Origin of the sequence: Pseudomonas sp. S5D5, from assembly GCF_003013355.1 — a bacterium.
Taxonomy (GTDB): Bacteria; Pseudomonadota; Gammaproteobacteria; order Pseudomonadales; family Pseudomonadaceae; genus Aquipseudomonas; species Aquipseudomonas aylmerensis.
The window spans coordinates 3,002,431-3,021,915 of sequence record NZ_PTEO01000001.1 but is presented as its reverse complement, the minus strand read 5'-3'; the positions used below and the strand labels follow the sequence as shown (position 1 = coordinate 3,021,915).

The window sequence follows — 19,485 nt, the reverse complement described above, 5'->3', positions numbered from 1 at the left end:
CCAGGAGAAACTGCATGCCCTCTACCGATCTCGCCACCTCGTTTTCAGGCCAATACTTTGTCGTCACCGGCAGCACCCAGGGCCTCGGCGCGGCAGTCGCCCACACCCTGGCGCGCCGTGGCGCCGCCGGGCTGATCATCTGCGGGCGCCGCCGCGCCCAGGGCGAAGAGCAGGTGCGACTGCTGGCTGAACTCGATTGCCCGGCGTTCTTTGTCGAGGCCGACCTTGAGAAAGTCGAGGATTGTCGCGCGATCATCGAGGCGGCACGCACCCACTTCGGCACCTTGCACGGGCTGGTGAACTGCGCGGGCATGTCGGATCGCGGCACCATTCTCGACACCTCGCCGCAGCTGTTTGATCGGTTGATGGCGGTGAACGTGCGCGCACCGTTCTTCCTGATGCAGGACGCATTGAAACTGATGATCAGCAACGGTGTGGAAGGCGCCGTGGTGAATATCCAAAGCGTGACCGGGCATGGCGGGCAGTCGTTCCTCAGTGCTTACGCGGCGTCCAAGGGCGCGCTGGCGATTCTGACCAAGAACGTCGCGTTCAGCGCGCTGCGCAACCGCATCCGCGTCAATGGCCTGAATATCGGCTGGATGGACACGCCCCACGAGGATGAAATCCAGCGCCACTACCACGGTGCCGAGGATGGCTGGCTGGCCAAGGCCGAAAGCGCGCAGCCGTTCGGGCGCCTGCTCAAGCCCGAGGAGGTCGCGCAAAGCGTGGCGTTTTTGCTGTCACGCGAGTCGGGGATGATGACCGGCTCGATCATCGACCTGGAACAAGGCGTGGTCGGTTGCACCGACGGCGGCAGCCCGCAACCGCACCAGGCGCTGAGCCTGCCAGGAGGTGCGTGATGTCCGCATTTGTGACCGAAGAGGCCGTGCGCCTGGCTGACTTCAGCCGCGTCTGCGCGCAGAAGGCGCATGCCGAGGACTATCCGCTGGCCGCTGAAGTGGTCAGCAACGTGCCGATCTACCAGGCGCAGACCTTGCGCAACAGCGACCGCCTTGCGGTCATGAACGAACTGCATCGCCTGTTTCGCGACGGGCCGGGAGTGATGGTGGTGCGCCGCGCCTATGAAGACCTGGAGGTGGTGGATCGGCACAGCCAGGTGTTCGACGCGATCTTCGCGCATGAGGCCGCGCAAGGTGTGGCCGCCGACCACTTTGCCAAGGCCGGCAGCAACGGGCGCATCTGGAACGCGTTGCAAAAGGCCGCGTTGCAGTCGCCGGAATCGTTTGTCGAGTATTACGCCAACCCGTTGCTGGGGCTGATCGCCGAGGCGTGGCTGGGCCCGAGTTACCAGGTCACGGCGCAGGTAAACGTGGTGCACCCCGGCGGCCAGGCGCAACAGCCGCACCGCGATTATCACTTGGGCTTCCAGACCGTCGAGGTGGTGGAGCGCTTCCCCCTGCCCTTGCACCTGCTGTCGCAGTACCTGACGTTGCAGGGCGCGGTGGCTCACTCGGACATGCCGCTGGAAACCGGCCCGACCCAGCTGCTGCCGTTTTCCCAGCAATACGCCCTGGGCTACCTGGCCTGGCGCCGCGCAGAGTTTATCGACTACTTCCAGCACCATGCCGTGCAACTGCCACTGAACAAGGGCGACCTGCTGTTCTTCAATCCGGCGCTGTTCCATGCCGCCGGCACCAACCGCACCGCCGAGTGCCAGCGCATGGCCAATCTGCTGCAGATCTCCTCGGCGTTCGGCAAGCCCATGGAAGCCCTCGACCGTGACCGCATGATGCTGGCGGTGTACCCGGCGTTGCTGGCCAATACCGGCCTGGACGCGCAGGCGGTTGCTGCGGTGGTGGCCTGCACCGCCGACGGCTATGCCTTCCCGACCAACCTCGACACCGACCCACCCTTGCACGGCCTGGCCCCGCAAACCGGACAGGAACTGATGCTGCAAGCCCTCGACGAACGCTGGACACCTGCAGACTTCGCGGCGGCCGTCGTGCAGCTGCGGGCCAAGCGACAGGCGTGATGCTTTAACAACAACAAAAACAACGGAGCAACATCATGAAGAAACACCTCCTTGCGGCACTCTTCACCCTCGCCATCAGCCCCTGGGCACTCGCCGATATCCGTATCGGCGTAAGCATCGCCCAGGTCGACGACGTATTCCTCGCGCAGATGCGTGACTACATGGCCGGCCACGCCAAGGAGCTGCCGGGCGTGACCCTGCAATTCGAAGACGCCCAGGGCGATGTGGTCCGCCAGCTCAACCAGGTGCAGAACTTCAGCGCCCAGGGCATGGACGCGATTATCGTCAACGCCGTCGACACCGCCGCCACGCAGAAAATGACCCTGAATGCGCAGCAGGCCAAGATCCCGCTGGTGTACGTCAACCGCCGTCCCGAGTTCAAGGAGGTGCCACCGGGGGTGGGCTATGTCGGCTCGGATGAGATCAAGGCGGGCGAGATCCAGATGCGCTACCTGGCCGAGAAAATGGGCGGCAAGGGCAACCTCGCGATCATGCTCGGGCTGCTGTCCAACAACGCCACGCACAACCGCACGCAGGGCGTGAAAAACGTGCTCAAGGACTACCCCGGCATCAAGATTGTCGAGGAGCAAAGCGCGGAGTGGCAGCGCAGCAAGGCGATTGACCTGATGAACAACTGGATCGTGTCCGGACGCAAGATCGACGCAGTGGCGGCGAATGCCGATGAGATGGCGATTGGCGCGGCCATGGCCATCAGCCAGGCGGGCATGCAACCGGGCAAGGACATCCTGGTCGCCGGCAGCGATGGCGGCGCGGCCGGGCTGGATGCCGTGAAGAAAGGCCAGTTGCTGGTGACGGCGTATCAGGACAACAAGGGGCAGGCCGTGGGCGCAATTGACCTGGCAGTGAAGATGGTCAAGCAAGAGCCCTACGTGGCTGAGCTGACCATCCCTTATCAGCAGATCACCAAGGACAACTACCAGGCCTTCCTCAACCCTTGACCCTCCTCTATTCCGTGGCGAGCGGGCTTGCCCCGCGTTGGGCCGCGCAGCAGCCCCAAAACCTGACACCTCGGACTGTCTGAAGAAACGGGGTGGCGATGACTGGGGCTGCTGCGCAGCCCAACGCGGGGCAAGCCCGCTCGCCACAGGGAGTTGCGTCAGACCGGGGGCTGTGCGCGTCGCGAACACTGGTTGACGACGATATACAGCAGCGGCCCCACCGACACGAACACCGCCGTCAGCAAAAAATACGGCAACACCGACGCCAGCGACCGCCCTCGCCCGCGGGCATCGTGGTACATCCACACACAGGCGAGTACTGCCATCAGGTACAGGTCAATCACCACCTGCGCGGTGTCCGGACGCGAGATCAATTCCAATCCAAACGCCATGAGCGACTGCTCGGCCATGAGCATCGTAGCCAGGGTATACAGCGAAAACCCGAGCAAGGCGGCCAGGGCGATAGAGGGTCTGAGCATGGTTTCTTCCTTGTAGTGATCGAGCCGTCACCCTAGTGATAAGGTGGGCGCCCTCGCAATGACCTCGGAGGTCATGAACACGCCATGGACACGCCTGTTACCGCCGGCACCTACCTGCGCCAACTGCGTCGGCACGCCAAGCTGAGCCAGCTCGACCTGGCGCTGATCACCGGTGTTTCCCAGCGCCACCTCAGTTGCCTCGAAACCGGCCGCGCCAAGCCGAGCCCCGGCACCCTGCATAACCTGCTGACCGCGCTGGAAGTGCCTCTGGACGAATGCAACCGCGTGTTCCTCGCCGCCGGCTTCGCGCCGCGCTACACCGCCACGCCACTCGCCGCACCCGGCATGGCGGCGATTCGCGAGGCGGTCAGCCATGTGCTGCACGCCAACAACCCGGCCCCGGCGATCCTGCTGGGCAGCGAATGGCAGGTGCTGGCCGCCAACGCCAGCACCGCGGTGCTGTTCGAGCTGGTGGGCATTCCACCGCAGGCCAGCGACGGCTTGAACCTGCTGGCCACCTTGCTGGAACCGGGCGGCCTCGGCGATCACCTGATCAATGCCGACGAAATCCGCACCCTGGCCTGGCAGCGCGCCAGCCGGGAGGCGCTGGGTAATCCGACGCTGGCGGCGTTGCTGGCCTCTCTGCCGGCGCCGGCCAGCACCGAGCGGTCCGAGGCGCTGCCGCCGTTGGTGCTCACCCGCGTGCGCTCGACCCGTGGCGAACTGAACTTCCTGTCGACCTTCACCACCTTCGGCATGCCCCAGGACATCACCCTCGCCTCGCTGCGCATCGAACATCTGATTCCTGCTGACGACGCCACCTGGCAGGTGATGCGCGGCGCCCATGCGGATTATGCGGCGCTGGTTTTGTGAAATATCTGTACGTAGACTGCCGCCATACCCCCACTTGAAGGCGGCGAAAAAAATCTGATGCAAGTTACCGAAGTCTCCATTGCCCAATTGCGCGCGGCGCTTGAAACCGGCCAGACCACGGCCGTTGAACTGGTCCAGGCGTACCTGGCGCGGATCGATGCCTATGACGGTGCGCAGACTGCTACCGCACTCAATGCCGTGGTGGTGCGCAACCCTCAGGCCCTGAAGGAGGCCGAGGCGTCCGATGCGCGCCGGGCCAAGGGCGAAACCTTGGGGCCATTGGACGGCATTCCCTACACCGCCAAGGACAGTTACCTGGTCAAGGGCCTGACGGCTGCGTCGGGCAGCCCGGCCTTTGCCAAGCTGGTCGCCCAGCGTGACGCCTTTACCATCGAGCGCCTGCGCGCCGGTGGCGCCATTTGCCTGGGCAAGACCAATATGCCGCCGATGGCCAATGGCGGCATGCAACGCGGAGTGTATGGCCGCGCAGAAAGCCCGTACAACGCCAACTACCTGACCGCGCCATTCGCCTCCGGCTCGTCCAACGGTGCCGGCACCGCGACCGCCGCGAGCTTCGCGGCCTTCGGTCTGGCGGAAGAGACCTGGTCGAGCGGGCGTGGCCCGGCGTCCAACAATGGCCTGTGCGCCTACACGCCGTCGCGGGGGGTGATTTCGGTGCGCGGCAACTGGCCGCTGACGCCCACCATGGACGTGGTCGTGCCCTACGCGCGCACCATGGCCGACCTGCTGGAAGTGCTTGACGTGGTGGTGGCCGACGATCCGGACACGCGCGGCGACCTGTGGCGCCTGCAGCCCTGGGTGCCGATTCCGAGCGCCACTTCGGTGCGCCCGGCGTCTTACGCGCAACTGGCGGTGACGGCCGAATCCCTCGTGGGTAAACGCTTCGGCGTGCCGCGCATGTACATCAACGCCGATCCGGACGCCGGCACCAGCGAAAAACCCGGCATCGGCGGGCCGACCGGGCAAAAGATCAACACCCGCGCCAGCGTGATCGACCTGTGGCACGCCGCACGCCAGGCCCTCGAAGCTGCTGGCGCGGAAGTCATCGAGGTGGATTTCCCGCTGGTGTCCAACTGCGAAGGCGACCGCCCCGGCGCGCCGACCGTGTTTACCCGTGGCCTGGTGTCCAAGGAATTCCTGCACGATGAACTGTGGGAGCTTTCCGCGTGGGCCTTCGATGATTTCCTGCGCGCCAACAACGACCCGGCGTTGAACCGCCTGGCGGATGTCGACGGCCCGCAGATCTTCCCGCACGATCCCGGCACCCTGCCCAACCGTGAAGATGACCTGGCCGCCGGCATGGACGAATACGTGCGCATGGCCGAGCGTGGCATCACCCCCTGGAACGAAATCAGCACCGTCCCCGATGGCCTGCGCGGTCTTGAGCAAACCCGCCGGATCGACCTGGAAGACTGGATGGACACGCTGGGGCTCGACGCGGTGCTGTTCCCCACCGTGGCCGATGTCGGCCCGGCGGACGCCGACGTCAACGAAGCCAGCGCCGACATCGCCTGGAGCAACGGCGTGTGGGTGGCCAACGGCAACCTTGCGATCCGCCACCTCGGCGTGCCCACCGTCACCGTGCCGATGGGCGTGATGGCGGATATCGGCATGCCGGTCGGGCTGACGTTCGCCGGACGCGCGTACGATGACTCGGCGTTGCTGCGCTTTGCAGCGGCCTATGAAGCGACGGGCAGCAAACGCCAGATTCCACCGCGCACCCCGCCATTGCCCTGCGCGTAAGCCGGTGGGAACGGAAAACGCTGGCTCGCCTGCGATGCCGGCCTGTACCCACTGACTCGCCAGCAATATCGGTCCTGTAGGAGCTGGCAAGTCAGCTCCTACAGGCGGTGTTACACCATCGGCACGGCAATCAGCAGGATCGCCGTGCCGTGGGTCAACGTCGCGGCCAGCACGCCGTAACGCATGCGCACGAGCGCACAGGCCAGCCCCTCGATCAGGGTAAACAGCAACACCGGCCAGCCCAACTGGGTGACGCTTAAGGCCAAAAAGGCATGGCAGGCGGCAAACGCCACGCCGCTGAGCAAGGCCGCGCGCAACGGCGTGACCTGTTGTTCCAGGTAGCCCTGCAAGAACCCGCGAAACAACACTTCCTCAAGCGCATTGGCGCCATACGCCAGCACCAGCATGCCCGGCAGCCACGCCCAATAGCCGGGGATCGCCTGCACCTCAATCCCTTGATAGAGCCGCAACGGCACCCCGATCAGGCCGCCGACACCCAGCCCGACCACAAGCCCGATTGCACGCGGCCCCTTGACCCACACCACCCACCGCCATAGCTCGGGGGCGACATAGGCCAGCCCCCCGATCAGCACCAGCGACAACCCACCCAAGGCGGCCAGCACCAACGCATTGTCGGTGAAGGCGATGCTTACCGCATCGCTCAATGCCCACAGGCCCAAGGGCGTCATGGCATCGCGCATCAGCACAAATGCCGCCAGCAGGATCAGGATGCGCATCGCCGCAAGCGACCTGGGCGTCAGCGCGAACCACAGGCCAAACAGCAACAGCCCCGGCGCCAGGTAGGCACCGTAATTGACCAGAACCGCGATGCCCTGGGTGATCATCGGTTCAGTCGTGGGCAACTGCGATCATGTCGATCTCCACCGCTGCCGACTTCGGCAACTGCATCACACCGACCGACGTGCGCGTATGCACCCCGGCGCTGCCCAGAATCTCGTGCAGCAAGTCGGAGGCGCCATTGGCGACTTCACTCTGCTGATCAAAGTCCTCGGCGCTGCGCACATACACGGTAATGCGAGGGATGGCCTTGACCCGGTCCAGCGAACCCAAGGCTTGCTTGAGCAGCCCCAGGCAACGCAAGGCGCTGATGCCGGCGGCGATTTGCGCCTGGGCCAGGGTGATGCTGTCGCCAACCTTGCCCGGCAGCACGATGGTGTCGCCTACACGTGGAATCTGGCCACTGATGTACAAGTGGTTGCCGTCACGGACCAGCGGCGTGTAGTTGCCGCCCACCTTGAATTCGTCCAACTGATAGCCGAGGCGTTGCTGGGCTGCCTGGTATTTCTCATCGGGGGTCATGCGCGTGCTTCCTCGTGGCGACGTCGCCATTCATCCACGACATCGCCCAGGGTCTTGGGCACGTCGTTGCGAATCCAGGCCATAAAAGGCCGGTCGAACTTGAACCCCGGACCACAGTGTTCAAGCATGAAACGGCGAACGTTCTGGGTGTTTTTATAGTGGCGGGTGACGGGTGTGGCACGCGTGATGGGATCGCTGTGCCAATCAAAATCCATGTTGTCGTCTCCGGGCAATCAGGGTGTCCGGGCGTAGCATAGCGATGTGCTACCCGCACAGGAAGAGTCGGTAAGGATTAGCCTTGTGTTGAGACGTCGTATAAGTCGCCCAGGTTTTTAAAGCGTCTTCAAGGCTAATCTTTTCAAGATATTTCAAAATTTCACTTTCCTTCAGCGCAGGAAATATTGCATGGTTGTACGACGACTTAACCGGTCGTGCCAGCCCCCAACAACAATAAGGAAACACCCATGCAAAACGTCAAAGTGCTGATCGGTTTTCTGTGCCTGTTCAGCGGTTATGTCGCCGCCGCGCCGGCTGCCGCCGAAAAGGATGTGGCCCAAGCGGTCGACCAACTGACCCAAGCCATGCTGCACCTGGACCTCAAGCAACTGCACGCGCTGACCGCCGATAAACTCACCTACGGCCACTCCAGCGGCAAGGTGCAGAACAAGGACCAATTCATCGCCGACCTGGAAACCCACACCAGCGCGTTCAAGACCCTGGAAATGCAAAACCAGACCATCACCCTCAACGGCGACACCGCGCTGGTGCGCAACCACTTCCACGCGCTGGCGGTGAACAGCGGCGTCGAAGTACCGACCGATATCGACAACTTCCAGGTCTGGCAGAAACAAAAAGGCAAGTGGCTGCTGATCGGGCGCCAGGCTTACAAATATTGATCGCCCGTGACTGAGGAACCCTCTGCGCGAAGGTGAGGATCGGGTTAGCATCAGCACTCCGATACTCACCGAGCCTGAATATGGACACTCACTCGATCCTGGCCTTTACCCTCGTTGCTGCTATCGCCATTGCCAGCCCAGGCCCGGCCATCCTGATGGCCCTGAACAACAGCCTGGCCTATGGCGCGCGCTCCACGTTGTGGTCAACCGCAGGCAATGCCAGCGGGTTGTTCTGCATGTCGGCGGCAGCGATGCTGGGATTGGGTGCGTTGATCATCAGCTCCGAGTGGGTCTTCAATGCCGTGAAGGTGCTCGGCGCCGGCTACCTGTTCTACCTGGGCGCCAGCAGCCTGCTGAAAAAAACCGGCACACTCGCGCCCGGCTCGCAGGGCCCCGCCCGCGTCAATCCACCGAGTCGCTGGAAGCTTTACAAGCTGGCGTTCCTGACCGCAGTGACCAACCCCAAGGCCGTGCTGTTTTTCACCGCACTGTTTCCACAGTTCCTCGACCAGCACGCTCCGCTGGTGCCGCAGTTCCTGGTGTTGACCCTGATTTTCATCCTGCTCTCGGCGTTGTCGTTGAGCCTGTATGCCCTGCTGGCTTCGCAGGCCAAGGGCTGGCTGGCGCGCCCGGTGTTTTCCAGGTGGGTCAACCGCGTGGTGGGGGCGACGTTTATCGGCTTCGGCGCCGCGCTGCTGAGCCTGCGACGCCAGACACTCTAGTACGGCCCGACAACCCGGCGCACGGTCAGCAAGGCTTCACGCAGTGCAGGCATGTCCACCGACCCCAAGGCCAGGCGCAACGCATGCGGCACATGGGCGGAGACGGCAAACGGCTCGGCCGTCGACACGCTGACCCCCTCGCGCTGCAGGGTCATGGCGACCTGGTCGGCGCGAACCTCTTCCGCCAGGGGCAACCATAGAAAGTACGACGAGGGATGGCTGATGGTCGCCAGCCCCTTTAGCACCTGCGCGGCCAGGGCTTGCCGGGCGCGGGCGTCCTGGCGTTTCTGCGCTTCGAGTTGCGCCACCGTGCCGTCCTCGATCCACGCTACGGCGATGGCACTCATCACGCCGGGCACGTTCCAGGTGGTGGCCATGATGGTGCGCTCCAGCACCTTGACCCACGCCGGCGGCGCCGCAATAAAACCCACCCGCAAGCCGGTGGCGATGCTCTTGGACAGCCCACCGACATACACCGTGCGCTCGGGTGCCAATGTCGCCAGCGGTGGTGGCGGGTTTTCGACCAGAAACGCGTAGGCCGCATCCTCGATGAGCATCAGATTGTGCTGACGGGCAATGCTCACCAACTGCTCGCGCTGCGACATTTCCATCACCCAGCCCAGCGGGTTATGCAGGGTCGGCATGCAGTACACGGCCCGCACCGGGCGCTGGCGACACAACGTTTGCAGGGCCTGCAAGTCTGGCCCGGCGGGGGTGACCGGCACGGCGAGTATTTCCAGGTGCAGGGTCTCGGCCAGCACCTTGAAGCCCGAATACGTCAGCGCGTCGACGGCGATCACATCCCCCGGCTTGAGCAATGCCATCAGGGTCACCGCCAAGCCGTGCTGGGCGCCACTGACCACCAGCACCTGCTCGGCCTCGACCGTCAGCCCACGGTTGAGCAGATGCCGCGCGACGGCAGCGCGTTCGTGCAGGCGGCCGGCGTGCGGCTGGTAACGCAGCAGCGCCTCAAGGTCGCCGGACAGCGCCAACTGCCGCAAGGCGGTGCGCAGCAAATCGGCCTGGCCCGGCAGTGACGGGTAGTTGAAATTGAGGTCGAGCAGGCCGGCGGCGACGTTCATCTGCCCACTGCCCTGCCCCGGCGGCAACGCGATTTCGCGCACGAAGGTGCCGCGCCCGGTCTCGCCGCTGACCAGGCCCATCGCTTCCAACTCGGTGTACACGCGACTGGCCGTGACCAGCGCCAGGCCATGGTCGGCGGCGAGTTGCCGGTGAGTCGGCAGGCGCGTGCCGGGGGCCAGCCTGCCGCTGCGGATGTCGTCGGCAAAGGTATCGACCAGGAATTTATAACGCGCGCGCGGCATAGGTGATGTATCCATGACAATTTTTTGATTGTCCTAATACTCACCTCTAGGATGGCGCGAACGCAATCGCAGTTTTCTTGGATACCCCTCATGGAACGCACAACCCCCTTCAGCAACCTGGACACCCGTACCCAAGGCTGGATCAACGGCTTTATCGGCGTGGTGATTTTCAGTGGCTCGCTGCCGGCCACGCGCCTGGCGGTGATGGAATTCGACCCGGTGTTCCTGACCCTGCTGCGCGCCACCATTGCCGCCGTGCTGGGCCTGCTGTTGCTCCGGCTGTTCAAGGAGAAACGCCCTGCGCGCCACCAATGGGCGCCCCTGGCGGTCGTCTCGCTGGGCGTGGTGATCGGCTTCCCTTTGCTCACGGCCCTGGCGCTGCAATACGTGACCTCGGCGCACTCCATCGTGTTTATCGGCCTGCTGCCTTTGGCCACGGCGGTGTTCGGCGTGCTGCGCGGCGGCGAGCGACCCCGCCCGGTGTTCTGGCTGTTTTCGGTCCTCGGCAGTGTGCTGGTGATGGGCTATGCCGTGGCCCAGGGCTTGAGCGCCGCCCCGGCGGGTGACCTGCTGATGCTGCTGGCGGTGCTGGTGTGCGGCCTGGGGTATGCCGAGGGCGCCACGTTGTCGCGCAGCCTCGGCGGTTGGCAGGTGATCTGCTGGGCGCTGGTGGTGGCGCTGCCGGTGGTGGCGCCGCTGAGCCTGCTGCTGGCGCCGTCGACCTTGAGCGGGATCAGCCTGCCGGCCTGGTTGAGCCTGGGTTATGTGGCGCTGTTCAGCATGTTGATCGGCTTCGTGTTCTGGTACCGCGGGCTGGCCCAGGGTGGCATCGCCGCTGTCGGCCAGTTGCAACTGCTGCAGCCGTTCTTCGGCCTGGCGCTGGCGGCGGGACTGCTGCATGAACAGGTGAGCCTGGGCATGGTGCTGGTGACGCTGGCGGTGATCGGTTGCGTCGCAGGCGCCAAGCGCTTCGCCCGCTAGCGCTGTGGCGCGACCATCTTGAACTTGATGTCGATGCCGTCGGAGACCACGCTGTTGCCGGCCCACTCACCCTCGCCGATCTTGAAATCGCTGCGCTTGAGGATGAATTTGCCGTCGAACACGCCAATGCCGCCTTGCTCCTTGAGCACCACGTCGACCTCCACCTGGCGCGTGGTGCCCTTGATTGTCAGGTTGCCACTGATCTTGAAGCGGTTACCTCCCAGGGGCGTGACGGCGGTGGACTCATACACACCCACCGGGTAAGTCGCAGTGTCGAACCAGGATGCGCGTTGCAGCTCGTCGTTGGCGTCGGGGCTGCCGGCGTCGATGCTCGCCAACTGGATCTTCAGCAACGCATGCCCGGCCTCGGGCTTTTGCGTGTCAAAGCTCAGCGTGCCCTCGAAATCACCGAAGGTGCCATACACGCTCTGCCCCAATTGCTGGTAGGTAAAGCTGATCTGGCTGGCGGTGCGGTTGACGTCCGTGTACTCCACCGCCTGGGCGCTGGCGCAAACACCGAGGAGGACAGCCAGGTAAATGAAAGGCTTCATGCAACGCTCCGCAAGAGGACAGGACACAGTACTGAGCTAACACCTCATGCCACGGATTTATTCCCATCCGGCGCGCGCCCTGCTAAATAGAGTAGTCGCCCCAGAATAATAAGGACGTTGCATGCACTCCCCTTCGCTACAGGACATCACCGCGCCGCAAGGCATCTGTTACGGCTGCGGCAGCAGCAACCCACACGGCTTGCACATCAAGAGCCGCTGGGATGCCGACGGCGTCCACGTGGTCGCCGAGCACCTGCCCGACGCCCAATACAGCGGCTGGCCCGACCTGGTCTACGGCGGCCTGATCGCGATGCTGGTGGACTGCCATTCCAACTGGACCGCCATGGCCTATCACTACCGCGCCGAACACCGCGAGCCCGGCAGCCTGCCGCGCATCGACTGCGTGACCGGCAACCTGGGGATCAAATTCATCAAGCCCACGCCGATGGGCGTGACGCTGACCTTGCGCGCCCGCGTCGAGGGCGAGGTGGGACGTAAGACCCGCGTGGTCTGCGAGGTCTACGCCGGCGACGTGCTCACGGCCATCGGCGACTCGCTGTTCGTGCGGGTCGACACCGGTCAATTGGCCGCCGCCGCCCATGGCCGCGCAGACTGAGGCTGGTCTACAGTGTCTGTCACCGCTAATCGAGGATTGCACCGATGACTCGTCTCACCGCGAAAGACTTTGCCCCCGAACTGCTGGAACTCTACGACGGCTACGCCCACGGCAAGATCAACCGCCGTGAATTCCTCGACCGCGCCGCGCTGTTCACCTTCGGCGGCCTCACCGCCTCCGCCCTGCTCGCCGCCCTGAGCCCCAACTATGCGTTGGCCGAGCAAGTGAAGTTCACCGACCCGGACATCGTCGCCGACTACATCACCTACCCCTCGCCCAAGGGCAATGGCAACGTGCGCGGCTACCTGGTGCGTCCGGCAAAAGCCGCCGGCAAGTTGCCGGCGGTGGTGGTCGTGCACGAAAACCGTGGCCTCAATCCCTATATCGAAGACGTCGCGCGGCGCTTGGCCAAGGCCGGGTTTATCGCGCTCGCGCCGGATGGCCTGACCTCGGTCGGCGGCTACCCCGGCAATGATGAAAAAGGCGTGGAATTGCAGCAGAAAGTCGATCCGACCAAGCTGATGAACGACTTCTTCGCCGCCATCGAATGGCTGATGCACCACGACAGCAGCACCGGCAAAGTCGGCATCACCGGCTTCTGCTACGGCGGCGGCGTGACCAATGCGGCCGCAGTCGCCTACCCGGAACTGGGCGCGGCAGTGTCGTTCTATGGGCGCCAGCCGGAGGCCAAGGACGTGCCGCGCATCAAGGCACCGATCATGCTGCACTACGGCGAGTTGGACACGCGGATCAACGAGGGTTGGCCAGCCTATGAGCAGGCGTTGAAGGCGGCCGGCACTACGTACGAAGCCTATATCTACAAGGGCGCCAACCACGGTTTCCACAATGATTCGACGCCGCGTTATGACGAGGCGGCAGCGAACCTGGCGTGGGAACGCACACTGGGCTGGTTCAAAAAATACCTGGCCTGATCACGCCATGGCCGGCGATCACGGTGTGTCAGGCAGACCGCGATCGCCGGCACACCGACTCCTGCAGCAGATCAATGTTCCAGTGCGTAGCGCCGGCAATGGTTGAGATAGCCCTGCTCATGACTCCCCACCAGTTGCACCACACTGGTCCATAACCAGGACGGTGCATCCAGCTGCTTGGAGCGATTCTCCTGCAACACTGCCATCCAATCCTTGCGCGCGTCACGGTCCATCTGCCGGGCATGCGCGATGCCGACGACCCGCGCCAGGTAGCCGGCGGCATGCATCGCATCGGTCTCGCTCAACTCATCCAGCTCCAGCTTCATGTCCTGGGGCAGCAGTTCCCGGATAAAAAACCCATGGTCGAGAAACCGCGTCGCCACCATGCGTTCGCCCAGGCTCGGTGATAGCTGGCGCGCGCCCTCCACCACCCGACGCCCGTTATCCCGCGGCATCTTGGCACGTGCCGAACGCGGTGCCGCGGCGCCGACGGCTTCCTTGATATCGATCAGGCAATATTCCTGGTCGTCCTTGTCCCCCACCCCCAGCAACGCTGCGTAACGCAGCAGGCCCAGCGAACTGCAGCCCTTGACCCAATAGGCCGAGTCCAGCAATTCAACCTTGGCATCCTTGGGCCGCCCTTTGAGCGAGGTGACCAGCTGGTGGATTTCATCGGAGGCGCAGACGCTTTCCAGCGCGGTTTTTTCGGCGCGCGACAACGACCAGAAATGCTTGCCGAGTGGAATCGTCGGCCGCGCATTTTCAATGCGCTCACGCGCAAGATTCTTCCAGGTGCGCGCCACTGCGCTGCGCATCCCGGCCTTGACCTGGGACGGACGCGGCGGCGCCTCGTCGGGCTTGTCCTTGAACGCCTGTTCGTAGCCGATCATCATTTCTTCGAGCATGCGCGCGGTGGTCACACCGGGCAGGTCCGAGCCCCGTGCGGCAGTGGCCAGGGATAGGGCCAGGCGCACCAGGTCATGGGTCGGGTTGCCGATCACCGCCTGGTCCAGGTCGCGGATATGCATGTCGATGCGGCCCTTGGTGTCGCCGGTCGGGCCCAGGTTGCCGGCGTGGCAATCGCCGCAGATCCAGATGGCCGGCCCCTGCGGCAGGCGCCTGCCCATCTGGCTGTGCAGCCACTCGTAGAACTGCACGGTGCTGCCGCGCACATAGGCGTGGGCCGAGCGCGCCATCTTCAGGTTGCGCAGTTGGGTGAGGTGAGGCATGCGGGCGGAGGGACGCGGTATTTTCATGGAAGAACTCAGTGCAGGTGTAGCGGTAGAGCCTCGCCCCCAGGAGAATGTTTCATTATGTTTCAAAAATAAATGGCATAACGCCGCCACCATTCATAAGCCACGCCAAACAATCCCACACCAATCGGTCTTTCTAATCGCCGTCCCCTGCGCGCTAGCATCGGTCTCACTCGATGCAGCGAGTCATAACCCTAACTGCACACATCCACAAACACTGCCGCCCTAATAAAAGAGATAACGCAGATGAATGACGTGATGAACACCGCACCCCAGGCGTCCGCCAAGATCAACCTGGTCAAGGCCCGTGGCTCGCTGGTATGGGACGACCAAGGCAAGGAATACATCGACTGCACCGCCCAGGCGTGGTCGAACAACCTGGGGGCCAATGACCCTCGCGTCGTGGAGGCGGCGATCGCGCAACTGCGCGACATGACCCACATCCGCCCCAACTTCGGCTCGCCGGCCCACACCCGGCTGGTGGCCAAGCTGCGCGAAGTCTCGCCGGCCTCCCTCAACCAGATGGGCTTCGCCCTGCATGGCAGCCTCGCCGGTGAAATGGCGATGAAGCTGGCGTTCAAGAACCGCCCCGGCGCGCAGAACCTGCTGGTGCTGCAGGACGGTTACCACGGCCGTTCCCTGGCCACGCTCGGCGCCAGCTGGCCGCACCCGAACAACCCGTTCCTGGCGATCCAGCCACGCTTCACCCGCGTGCCGCACCCCAACCCCTACCGCACCCGCCTGGGCCTGGATCCGGAAACCGAATCCCAGCTGTGCCTCGGCCTGCTGGAAGACACCATCCTCAAGGGCGTCGACGGCGGCGTGGCGGCGGTGATGATGGAGCCGATCCAGGGCAATGGCGGGCATATCGAGTTCCCGCGTTCGTACTACAAGGGCGTGCGCGAAATCTGTGATCGCCTCGGCGTGCTGTTGATTTTCGATGAAGTGCAAACCGGGTTCGGGCGCATGGGCACCATGTGGGCCGCGGACTATTACGACGTACTGCCCGACATCATTGTGTTCGGCAAGGGCGTGGGCGGTGGCTTCCCGCTGGCCGGGATCCTCGCCGATGACAAGCTCAAGTGGTTCGACGAAGGCGAAGAAGCACTGACCTTCGGCCACTTCCCGGTCTCGCTGGCCGCCGGCTACGCGGCCGTGGAGGCCATCGTCGCCGACAACCTGTGCGAGAAGGCGCGCGATTCCGGCGACTACATCACCGCGCGGCTCAAGGACATGCAGAGCCGCCATCCGCTGATCGGCGATGTGCGCTGCCCGGGCCTGATGGCGTCCATCGAGCTGGTCAAGGATCGCACCACCAAGGAACCGGCGTGCCGTGAATCCCAGGAGGTGTATCGCCTTGGGGTGGAACGCGGCGTATTGTTCGGCGAGAGCCGCTACGCCGGCCTGGGCAACCTGATCAAGGTCAAGCCGCCGCTGGACATCGAGCGCCCGCTGCTGGCCAAGGCCCTGGATGTGCTGGACGACGTCATCGGCATCATCGAGGAGCAACGGTCATGAGCACGATTGTCGACACCCCGGTGACCGCCCCACCGAATGCGCAGGCACCACTGTCCGGCGACGATGCCGACCTGGCGAGCCTCGGCTACGAGCAAAAAATGCACCGCACCATGAGTGCCTTCACCTCGTTTGCGCTGGCCTTTTCCATGGTCTCGATCAACACCGGCGTGGTCACCCTGTTTGCCGACCCGTTCAACCGGGTCGGCGGTATCGGCATCCTCCTGTGGCTGCTGGTGATTCCGTTGGTGTGCTGCATCGTCATGGTCTACTGCCACCTGGCCGGACGCATTCCGCTGACCGGCTACGCCTATCAATGGTCGAGCCGCCTGGCCGGCAATCACTTCGGCTGGTTCACCGGCTGGGTGGCGTTCACCTCGTTTGTCGCCGGCACCGCCGCCACCTCGGCGGCGATCGGCACGGTGTTCGCGCCGGAGATCTGGGCCAATCCCACCCAAGGCCAGATCCAGGGCCTGAGCATCGGCGCCACGCTGGTGGTGGGCCTGCTGAACATCTGCGGGATTCGCCTCGCCACGCGGATCAATGACATCGGCGCAATCATTGAAATCATCGGCACGGTGCTGCTGGCCATTGCCTTGTTCCTGGGAGTGCTGTTCTTCTTCGAGCACACCCAGGGCGTGGCGATCCTGACCTCGGCGCAACCGGTCAGCGGTGGCGAGATCAGCTTCACCACCCTCGCCCTCGCGACCCTGCTGCCGGTATCGGTGCTGCTGGGCTGGGAAGGCGCGGCGGACCTTTCCGAAGAGACCAAGGACCCACGCCGCGCGGCGCCCCGGGCGATGATCCGTGCGGTGCTGGTGTCCAGCGTGCTGGGTTTCGTGGTGTTCGCGCTGCTGAGCATTGCCATCCCCGGCTCGGTCAGCGACCTGCTCAGCCACAGCGAAAACCCGGTGATCAACATCGTGCGCCTGCAACTGGGCAACGCAGCGGGGGTGGGCATGATCGTGATCGCGTTCGCGTCGATCCTCGCGTGCCTGATCGCCAATATGGCGGTGGCCACGCGCATGACCTTCGCCCTGTCGCGCGACAACATGCTGCCGGGCTCCAAGGTGCTGGCGAAGATCAACCCGCACTTCGGCACGCCGGTGGCCGCCATCGTGCTGATCACCGCCATCGCCGTGCTGCTCAACCTGGCGAGCGGCGGGTTTGTCACCGCGATCTACTCGATGGTCGGGCTGACTTACTACTGCACCTACCTGCTGACGCTGATCGCGGCGTTCCTGGCCTACCGCAGCGGGCGCATGCCCGGCGCGCCCGAGGGCGTCTTCAGCCTCGGCCGCTGGCTGTTGCCGATGATCCTGCTGGGCGGCGCCTGGGCCATCGCGGTAATCCTCACCCTCAGCGTGCCCGAAGAAAGCCACACCGGCGCCCTCACCACCGGCGTTACACTGGGCGTTGGTGTGCTGTGGTGGCTGTTCTCGCTGCGCACGCGCCTCAACAATGGCAGTGCCGGGCCGAGCAGCAAATTGCTGGATCACTAACCCGCACCAGGCCCTGCATAAAACCCCGTACGCGGGGTTTTGTGTTGTCACCCTCAAGGAGATTGACCGATGTTTGCACAGGCCACCTGGCTCAACCCGCCGCAACAATGGACGCGGCAGGCTGACCACCTGACCGTCGTCACCGATGCCCACACTGACTTCTGGCGTGAAACCCACTATGGATTTGTCCGCGACAACGGCCACTTCCTGCACGTGCAAACCGCCGGCGCATTTACCGCCCAGGTGAAAGTCGAAGGCGCCTTCGCCGAGCTTTACGACCAGGCCGGCTTGATGGTGCGGGTGGATGAAGCGCATTGGGTGAAGATCGGCGCCGAGTTGTCGGATGGCGTGACGCTGCTCAGCAGCGTGTTGACCGACGAGGTCTCGGACTGGGCCACCGGTGTCTTTCCCGGTGACCCGCAGGCATTCTGGATTCGCGCCACGGTGGCCAATGGCGTGCTGCGGGTGCAAGTGTCGGTGGACGGCGTGCACTGGCCGCTGGTGCGCCTGGCGCCCTTCCCGGTCGCCGCGTCCTACCAGGTGGGCCCCTACTGCTGCACACCGGAACGCGCAGGGCTGCAGGTGCGGTTTTCCGAATGGCAGGTGGGCGCGCCCAACGGCAAGTCGCTGCACGACCTGTCCTGACTAGCCCCGGCTGCGGGCGACTTCCAGCGCCAATTCGGCAAAGTTGCGCGCGGCCACGCTGGGATGTGGCGGCAAGGCCACCGCGACGGCGCACATCGGCATATCAGCGATCACCGGAAACGCCAGCCCCGGCCGCGCGTAGAAGCGTGCCGTGGACAGCGCGGTGATGCTGATGCCGCGCTCGGCGGCGACTGCCTGCAATTCGGTTTCCACCGTCGAGGCTTCGTGCACGATGCGCGCCGGCTGGCCATTGCGATAGGCATCGGCAGTCCAGTAGCTGCGCCATACACCGCTGCCCGGCGCGGCAATGATCGGCTCGTCGAGCAGGTCATGAATGCTCACACGACTCTCCCCGGCCAAGCGATGCCCGGAAGCCAGGCAGGCCACGCACGGCTCGGTGACCAGCGTGTGCAACTCGATCTCCGCCAGGCCCAGCGGCGGGCGCAACACCGCGACGTCCATGCCGTCGTCGATGCCGGCGTGGGGCGAACCGAAATCGTATTCACGCACCACCAGTTCAATCTCGGGATAACGCCTGGCGAACACGCTGAGGATCTGTGGCATCAGGTCGACACCCGCGCCGATCAAGAAACCGATATTCAGGGAACCGCGTACCCCGCGTGCATGTTCCTGGGCGGTGCGTACCAGGCGGCTGACACCGTTGACGATGTCTCGCGCTTCCACCAGCAACGCCAAGCCCGCCTCCGTCAGTGCGACGTTGCGGGTGTTGCGCTGGAACAGCTGCACGTCCAGCAGCGCCTCGAACTGGCGGATCGTCTGGGACAGCGCCGGTTGCGAGACATGCAGGCGAGTCGCGGCGCGCACAAAGCTGAGCTCCTCGGCCACCACCACAAAGGCCTTGAGTTGACGGATGTCCACGCCGGAAGTTTGCATCGAGGCTCCTTGTGATAAGCCTTTGGGCCGAGGGTGAGAATCGCATGAGGCGTGACACCAAGGACAGCACAAATACTGTGGGGGGAGTTTGTCCTCTGCAGAGGTTGTCCTGTGCCAAGGGGGGTTGTCCTGGGCAGAGGGGTTGTCCTGTGCCAAGGGGGCTGGTTCTGGGCAGAAGGGTTTTCCTGTGGTGAGGGGACTTGTTCTGGGTAGAAGGGCTTGTCCTGTGGTGAGGGGGCTTGTCCCCCGTTGGGCTGCGAAGCGG

Annotated in this window: 21 protein-coding genes; 13 read left to right on the top strand and 8 right to left on the bottom strand. The window is 64.3% G+C overall.

Annotation, left to right across the window (positions count from 1 at the left end):
• Nucleotides 1-14: 14 nt before the first annotated feature.
• From C9990_RS14145 to C9990_RS14135, 3 genes are read left to right on the top strand one after another with little or no spacing between them, the layout of a single operon-like run.
• Entirely contained in the window at nt 15-860 is an 846-nt protein-coding gene (locus C9990_RS14145) for an SDR family oxidoreductase (RefSeq protein ID WP_065908005.1), read from the top strand.
• Nucleotides 860-1,993: a phytanoyl-CoA dioxygenase family protein gene (locus tag C9990_RS14140; RefSeq protein ID WP_106803662.1), complete on the top strand. Its 1,134-nt coding sequence runs from the start codon at nt 860-862 to the stop codon at nt 1,991-1,993. The genes C9990_RS14145 and C9990_RS14140 overlap by 1 nt, the downstream gene beginning before the upstream one ends.
• Nucleotides 1,994-2,028: 35 nt before the next feature.
• Nucleotides 2,029-2,952 carry a sugar ABC transporter substrate-binding protein gene (locus C9990_RS14135; RefSeq protein ID WP_106803661.1) on the top strand — a complete coding sequence of 308 codons (924 nt, stop codon included), beginning with the start codon at nt 2,029-2,031 and terminating at the stop codon, nt 2,950-2,952.
• A gap of 158 nt (nt 2,953-3,110) precedes the next feature.
• Here C9990_RS14135 and C9990_RS14130 read toward each other — a convergent pair whose 3' ends face one another.
• A complete protein-coding gene (locus C9990_RS14130) occupies nt 3,111-3,431 on the bottom strand; it encodes a DUF2834 domain-containing protein (RefSeq protein WP_106803660.1) in 321 nt (106 codons plus the stop codon).
• 84 nt (nt 3,432-3,515) lie between these two features.
• On the opposite strand from C9990_RS14130, the gene C9990_RS14125 reads away from it, so the two are divergent.
• Nucleotides 3,516-4,304 (top strand): helix-turn-helix domain-containing protein, encoded by a 789-nt coding sequence (locus C9990_RS14125; protein ID WP_106803659.1) that lies wholly within the window; start codon nt 3,516-3,518, stop codon nt 4,302-4,304.
• 54 nt (nt 4,305-4,358) lie between these two features.
• The gene (locus C9990_RS14120; RefSeq protein WP_106803658.1) at nt 4,359-6,068 is read left to right on the top strand and encodes an amidase; all 1,710 of its coding nucleotides are present in this window, start codon (nt 4,359-4,361) and stop codon (nt 6,066-6,068) included.
• Nucleotides 6,069-6,178: 110 nt separating this feature from the next.
• Here the strand turns inward: C9990_RS14120 and C9990_RS14115 are convergent, their stop codons facing one another.
• Genes C9990_RS14115 through C9990_RS14105 form a run of 3 tightly spaced genes read right to left on the bottom strand, consistent with a single transcriptional unit; the run spans nt 6,179 to nt 7,603 of the window.
• The gene (locus C9990_RS14115) at nt 6,179-6,913 is read right to left on the bottom strand and encodes a CPBP family intramembrane glutamic endopeptidase (protein ID WP_065907996.1); all 735 of its coding nucleotides are present in this window, start codon (nt 6,911-6,913) and stop codon (nt 6,179-6,181) included.
• A 4-nt stretch (nt 6,914-6,917) separates the two neighbouring features.
• The gene (locus C9990_RS14110) at nt 6,918-7,388 is read right to left on the bottom strand and encodes a RidA family protein (protein ID WP_065907995.1); all 471 of its coding nucleotides are present in this window, start codon (nt 7,386-7,388) and stop codon (nt 6,918-6,920) included.
• The gene (locus C9990_RS14105; protein WP_065907993.1) at nt 7,385-7,603 is read right to left on the bottom strand and encodes a DUF6434 domain-containing protein; all 219 of its coding nucleotides are present in this window, start codon (nt 7,601-7,603) and stop codon (nt 7,385-7,387) included. The genes C9990_RS14110 and C9990_RS14105 overlap by 4 nt, the downstream gene beginning before the upstream one ends.
• Nucleotides 7,604-7,852: 249 nt before the next feature.
• On the opposite strand from C9990_RS14105, the gene C9990_RS14100 reads away from it, so the two are divergent.
• A complete protein-coding gene (locus C9990_RS14100; RefSeq protein ID WP_065907991.1) occupies nt 7,853-8,284 on the top strand; it encodes a nuclear transport factor 2 family protein in 432 nt (143 codons plus the stop codon).
• Between the two features lie 80 nt (nt 8,285-8,364).
• Nucleotides 8,365-9,006: a LysE family translocator gene (locus C9990_RS14095; protein ID WP_065907990.1), complete on the top strand. Its 642-nt coding sequence runs from the start codon at nt 8,365-8,367 to the stop codon at nt 9,004-9,006.
• Here the strand turns inward: C9990_RS14095 and C9990_RS14090 are convergent.
• Nucleotides 9,003-10,331, bottom strand: coding sequence for a PLP-dependent aminotransferase family protein (locus C9990_RS14090; RefSeq protein ID WP_106803657.1), 1,329 nt, complete (start codon nt 10,329-10,331; stop codon nt 9,003-9,005). The two genes, C9990_RS14095 and C9990_RS14090, sit on opposite strands and share 4 nt — an antisense overlap.
• 90 nt (nt 10,332-10,421) lie before the next feature.
• Between C9990_RS14090 and C9990_RS14085 the strand changes: the two genes are divergently transcribed.
• Nucleotides 10,422-11,312 carry a DMT family transporter gene (locus C9990_RS14085; protein WP_065907988.1) on the top strand — a complete coding sequence of 297 codons (891 nt, stop codon included), beginning with the start codon at nt 10,422-10,424 and terminating at the stop codon, nt 11,310-11,312.
• Here C9990_RS14085 and C9990_RS14080 read toward each other — a convergent pair.
• Nucleotides 11,309-11,863, bottom strand: coding sequence for a YceI family protein (locus C9990_RS14080; RefSeq protein WP_106803656.1), 555 nt, complete (start codon nt 11,861-11,863; stop codon nt 11,309-11,311). The two genes, C9990_RS14085 and C9990_RS14080, sit on opposite strands and share 4 nt — an antisense overlap.
• A gap of 121 nt (nt 11,864-11,984) precedes the next feature.
• Between C9990_RS14080 and C9990_RS14075 the strand changes: the two genes are divergently transcribed.
• Nucleotides 11,985-12,479, top strand: coding sequence for a PaaI family thioesterase (locus tag C9990_RS14075; protein ID WP_065907984.1), 495 nt, complete (start codon nt 11,985-11,987; stop codon nt 12,477-12,479).
• Nucleotides 12,480-12,523: 44 nt separating this feature from the next.
• On the top strand, nt 12,524-13,411 hold the full coding sequence (gene yghX, locus C9990_RS14070) for a YghX family hydrolase (protein ID WP_065907982.1): 888 nt from the start codon (nt 12,524-12,526) through the stop codon (nt 13,409-13,411).
• Between the two features lie 71 nt (nt 13,412-13,482).
• Here the strand turns inward: yghX and C9990_RS14065 are convergent, their stop codons facing one another.
• Nucleotides 13,483-14,667, bottom strand: a complete 1,185-nt coding sequence (locus C9990_RS14065) for a DUF2252 domain-containing protein (protein WP_106803655.1) — start codon at nt 14,665-14,667, stop codon at nt 13,483-13,485.
• 243 nt (nt 14,668-14,910) lie between these two features.
• Here C9990_RS14065 and C9990_RS14060 point away from each other — a divergent pair, with 243 nt between their 5' ends.
• From C9990_RS14060 to C9990_RS14050, 3 genes are all read left to right on the top strand, one after another.
• A complete protein-coding gene (locus C9990_RS14060; RefSeq protein ID WP_106803654.1) occupies nt 14,911-16,182 on the top strand; it encodes an aspartate aminotransferase family protein in 1,272 nt (423 codons plus the stop codon).
• On the top strand, nt 16,179-17,681 hold the full coding sequence (locus tag C9990_RS14055) for an APC family permease (RefSeq protein ID WP_065907977.1): 1,503 nt from the start codon (nt 16,179-16,181) through the stop codon (nt 17,679-17,681). The genes C9990_RS14060 and C9990_RS14055 overlap by 4 nt, the downstream gene beginning before the upstream one ends.
• A gap of 69 nt (nt 17,682-17,750) precedes the next feature.
• The gene (locus C9990_RS14050; protein WP_106803653.1) at nt 17,751-18,326 is read left to right on the top strand and encodes a DUF1349 domain-containing protein; all 576 of its coding nucleotides are present in this window, start codon (nt 17,751-17,753) and stop codon (nt 18,324-18,326) included.
• On the opposite strand, the gene C9990_RS14045 is transcribed toward C9990_RS14050, so the two are convergent.
• A complete protein-coding gene (locus tag C9990_RS14045; RefSeq protein ID WP_106803652.1) occupies nt 18,327-19,220 on the bottom strand; it encodes a LysR family transcriptional regulator in 894 nt (297 codons plus the stop codon).
• Nucleotides 19,221-19,485 lie beyond the last annotated feature (265 nt).

Bases quoted from the DNA above. Each gene is read 5' to 3' on its own strand.
- C9990_RS14145 (WP_065908005.1), top strand. From the start codon at position 15: ATGCCCTCTACCGATCTCGCCACCTCGTTTTCAGGCCAATACTTTGTC.
- C9990_RS14140 (WP_106803662.1), top strand. From the start codon at position 860: ATGTCCGCATTTGTGACCGAAGAGGCCGTGCGCCTGGCTGACTTCAGC.
- C9990_RS14135 (WP_106803661.1), top strand. From the start codon at position 2,029: ATGAAGAAACACCTCCTTGCGGCACTCTTCACCCTCGCCATCAGCCCC.
- C9990_RS14130 (WP_106803660.1), bottom strand. From the start codon at position 3,431: ATGCTCAGACCCTCTATCGCCCTGGCCGCCTTGCTCGGGTTTTCGCTG.
- C9990_RS14125 (WP_106803659.1), top strand. From the start codon at position 3,516: ATGGACACGCCTGTTACCGCCGGCACCTACCTGCGCCAACTGCGTCGG.
- C9990_RS14115 (WP_065907996.1), bottom strand. From the start codon at position 6,913: ATGATCACCCAGGGCATCGCGGTTCTGGTCAATTACGGTGCCTACCTG.
- C9990_RS14110 (WP_065907995.1), bottom strand. From the start codon at position 7,388: ATGACCCCCGATGAGAAATACCAGGCAGCCCAGCAACGCCTCGGCTAT.
- C9990_RS14105 (WP_065907993.1), bottom strand. From the start codon at position 7,603: ATGGATTTTGATTGGCACAGCGATCCCATCACGCGTGCCACACCCGTC.
- C9990_RS14100 (WP_065907991.1), top strand. From the start codon at position 7,853: ATGCAAAACGTCAAAGTGCTGATCGGTTTTCTGTGCCTGTTCAGCGGT.
- C9990_RS14095 (WP_065907990.1), top strand. From the start codon at position 8,365: ATGGACACTCACTCGATCCTGGCCTTTACCCTCGTTGCTGCTATCGCC.
- C9990_RS14090 (WP_106803657.1), bottom strand. From the start codon at position 10,331: ATGCCGCGCGCGCGTTATAAATTCCTGGTCGATACCTTTGCCGACGAC.
- C9990_RS14085 (WP_065907988.1), top strand. From the start codon at position 10,422: ATGGAACGCACAACCCCCTTCAGCAACCTGGACACCCGTACCCAAGGC.
- C9990_RS14080 (WP_106803656.1), bottom strand. From the start codon at position 11,863: ATGAAGCCTTTCATTTACCTGGCTGTCCTCCTCGGTGTTTGCGCCAGC.
- C9990_RS14075 (WP_065907984.1), top strand. From the start codon at position 11,985: ATGCACTCCCCTTCGCTACAGGACATCACCGCGCCGCAAGGCATCTGT.
- yghX (WP_065907982.1), top strand. From the start codon at position 12,524: ATGACTCGTCTCACCGCGAAAGACTTTGCCCCCGAACTGCTGGAACTC.
- C9990_RS14065 (WP_106803655.1), bottom strand. From the start codon at position 14,667: ATGAAAATACCGCGTCCCTCCGCCCGCATGCCTCACCTCACCCAACTG.
- C9990_RS14060 (WP_106803654.1), top strand. From the start codon at position 14,911: ATGAATGACGTGATGAACACCGCACCCCAGGCGTCCGCCAAGATCAAC.
- C9990_RS14055 (WP_065907977.1), top strand. From the start codon at position 16,179: ATGAGCACGATTGTCGACACCCCGGTGACCGCCCCACCGAATGCGCAG.
- C9990_RS14050 (WP_106803653.1), top strand. From the start codon at position 17,751: ATGTTTGCACAGGCCACCTGGCTCAACCCGCCGCAACAATGGACGCGG.
- C9990_RS14045 (WP_106803652.1), bottom strand. From the start codon at position 19,220: ATGCAAACTTCCGGCGTGGACATCCGTCAACTCAAGGCCTTTGTGGTG.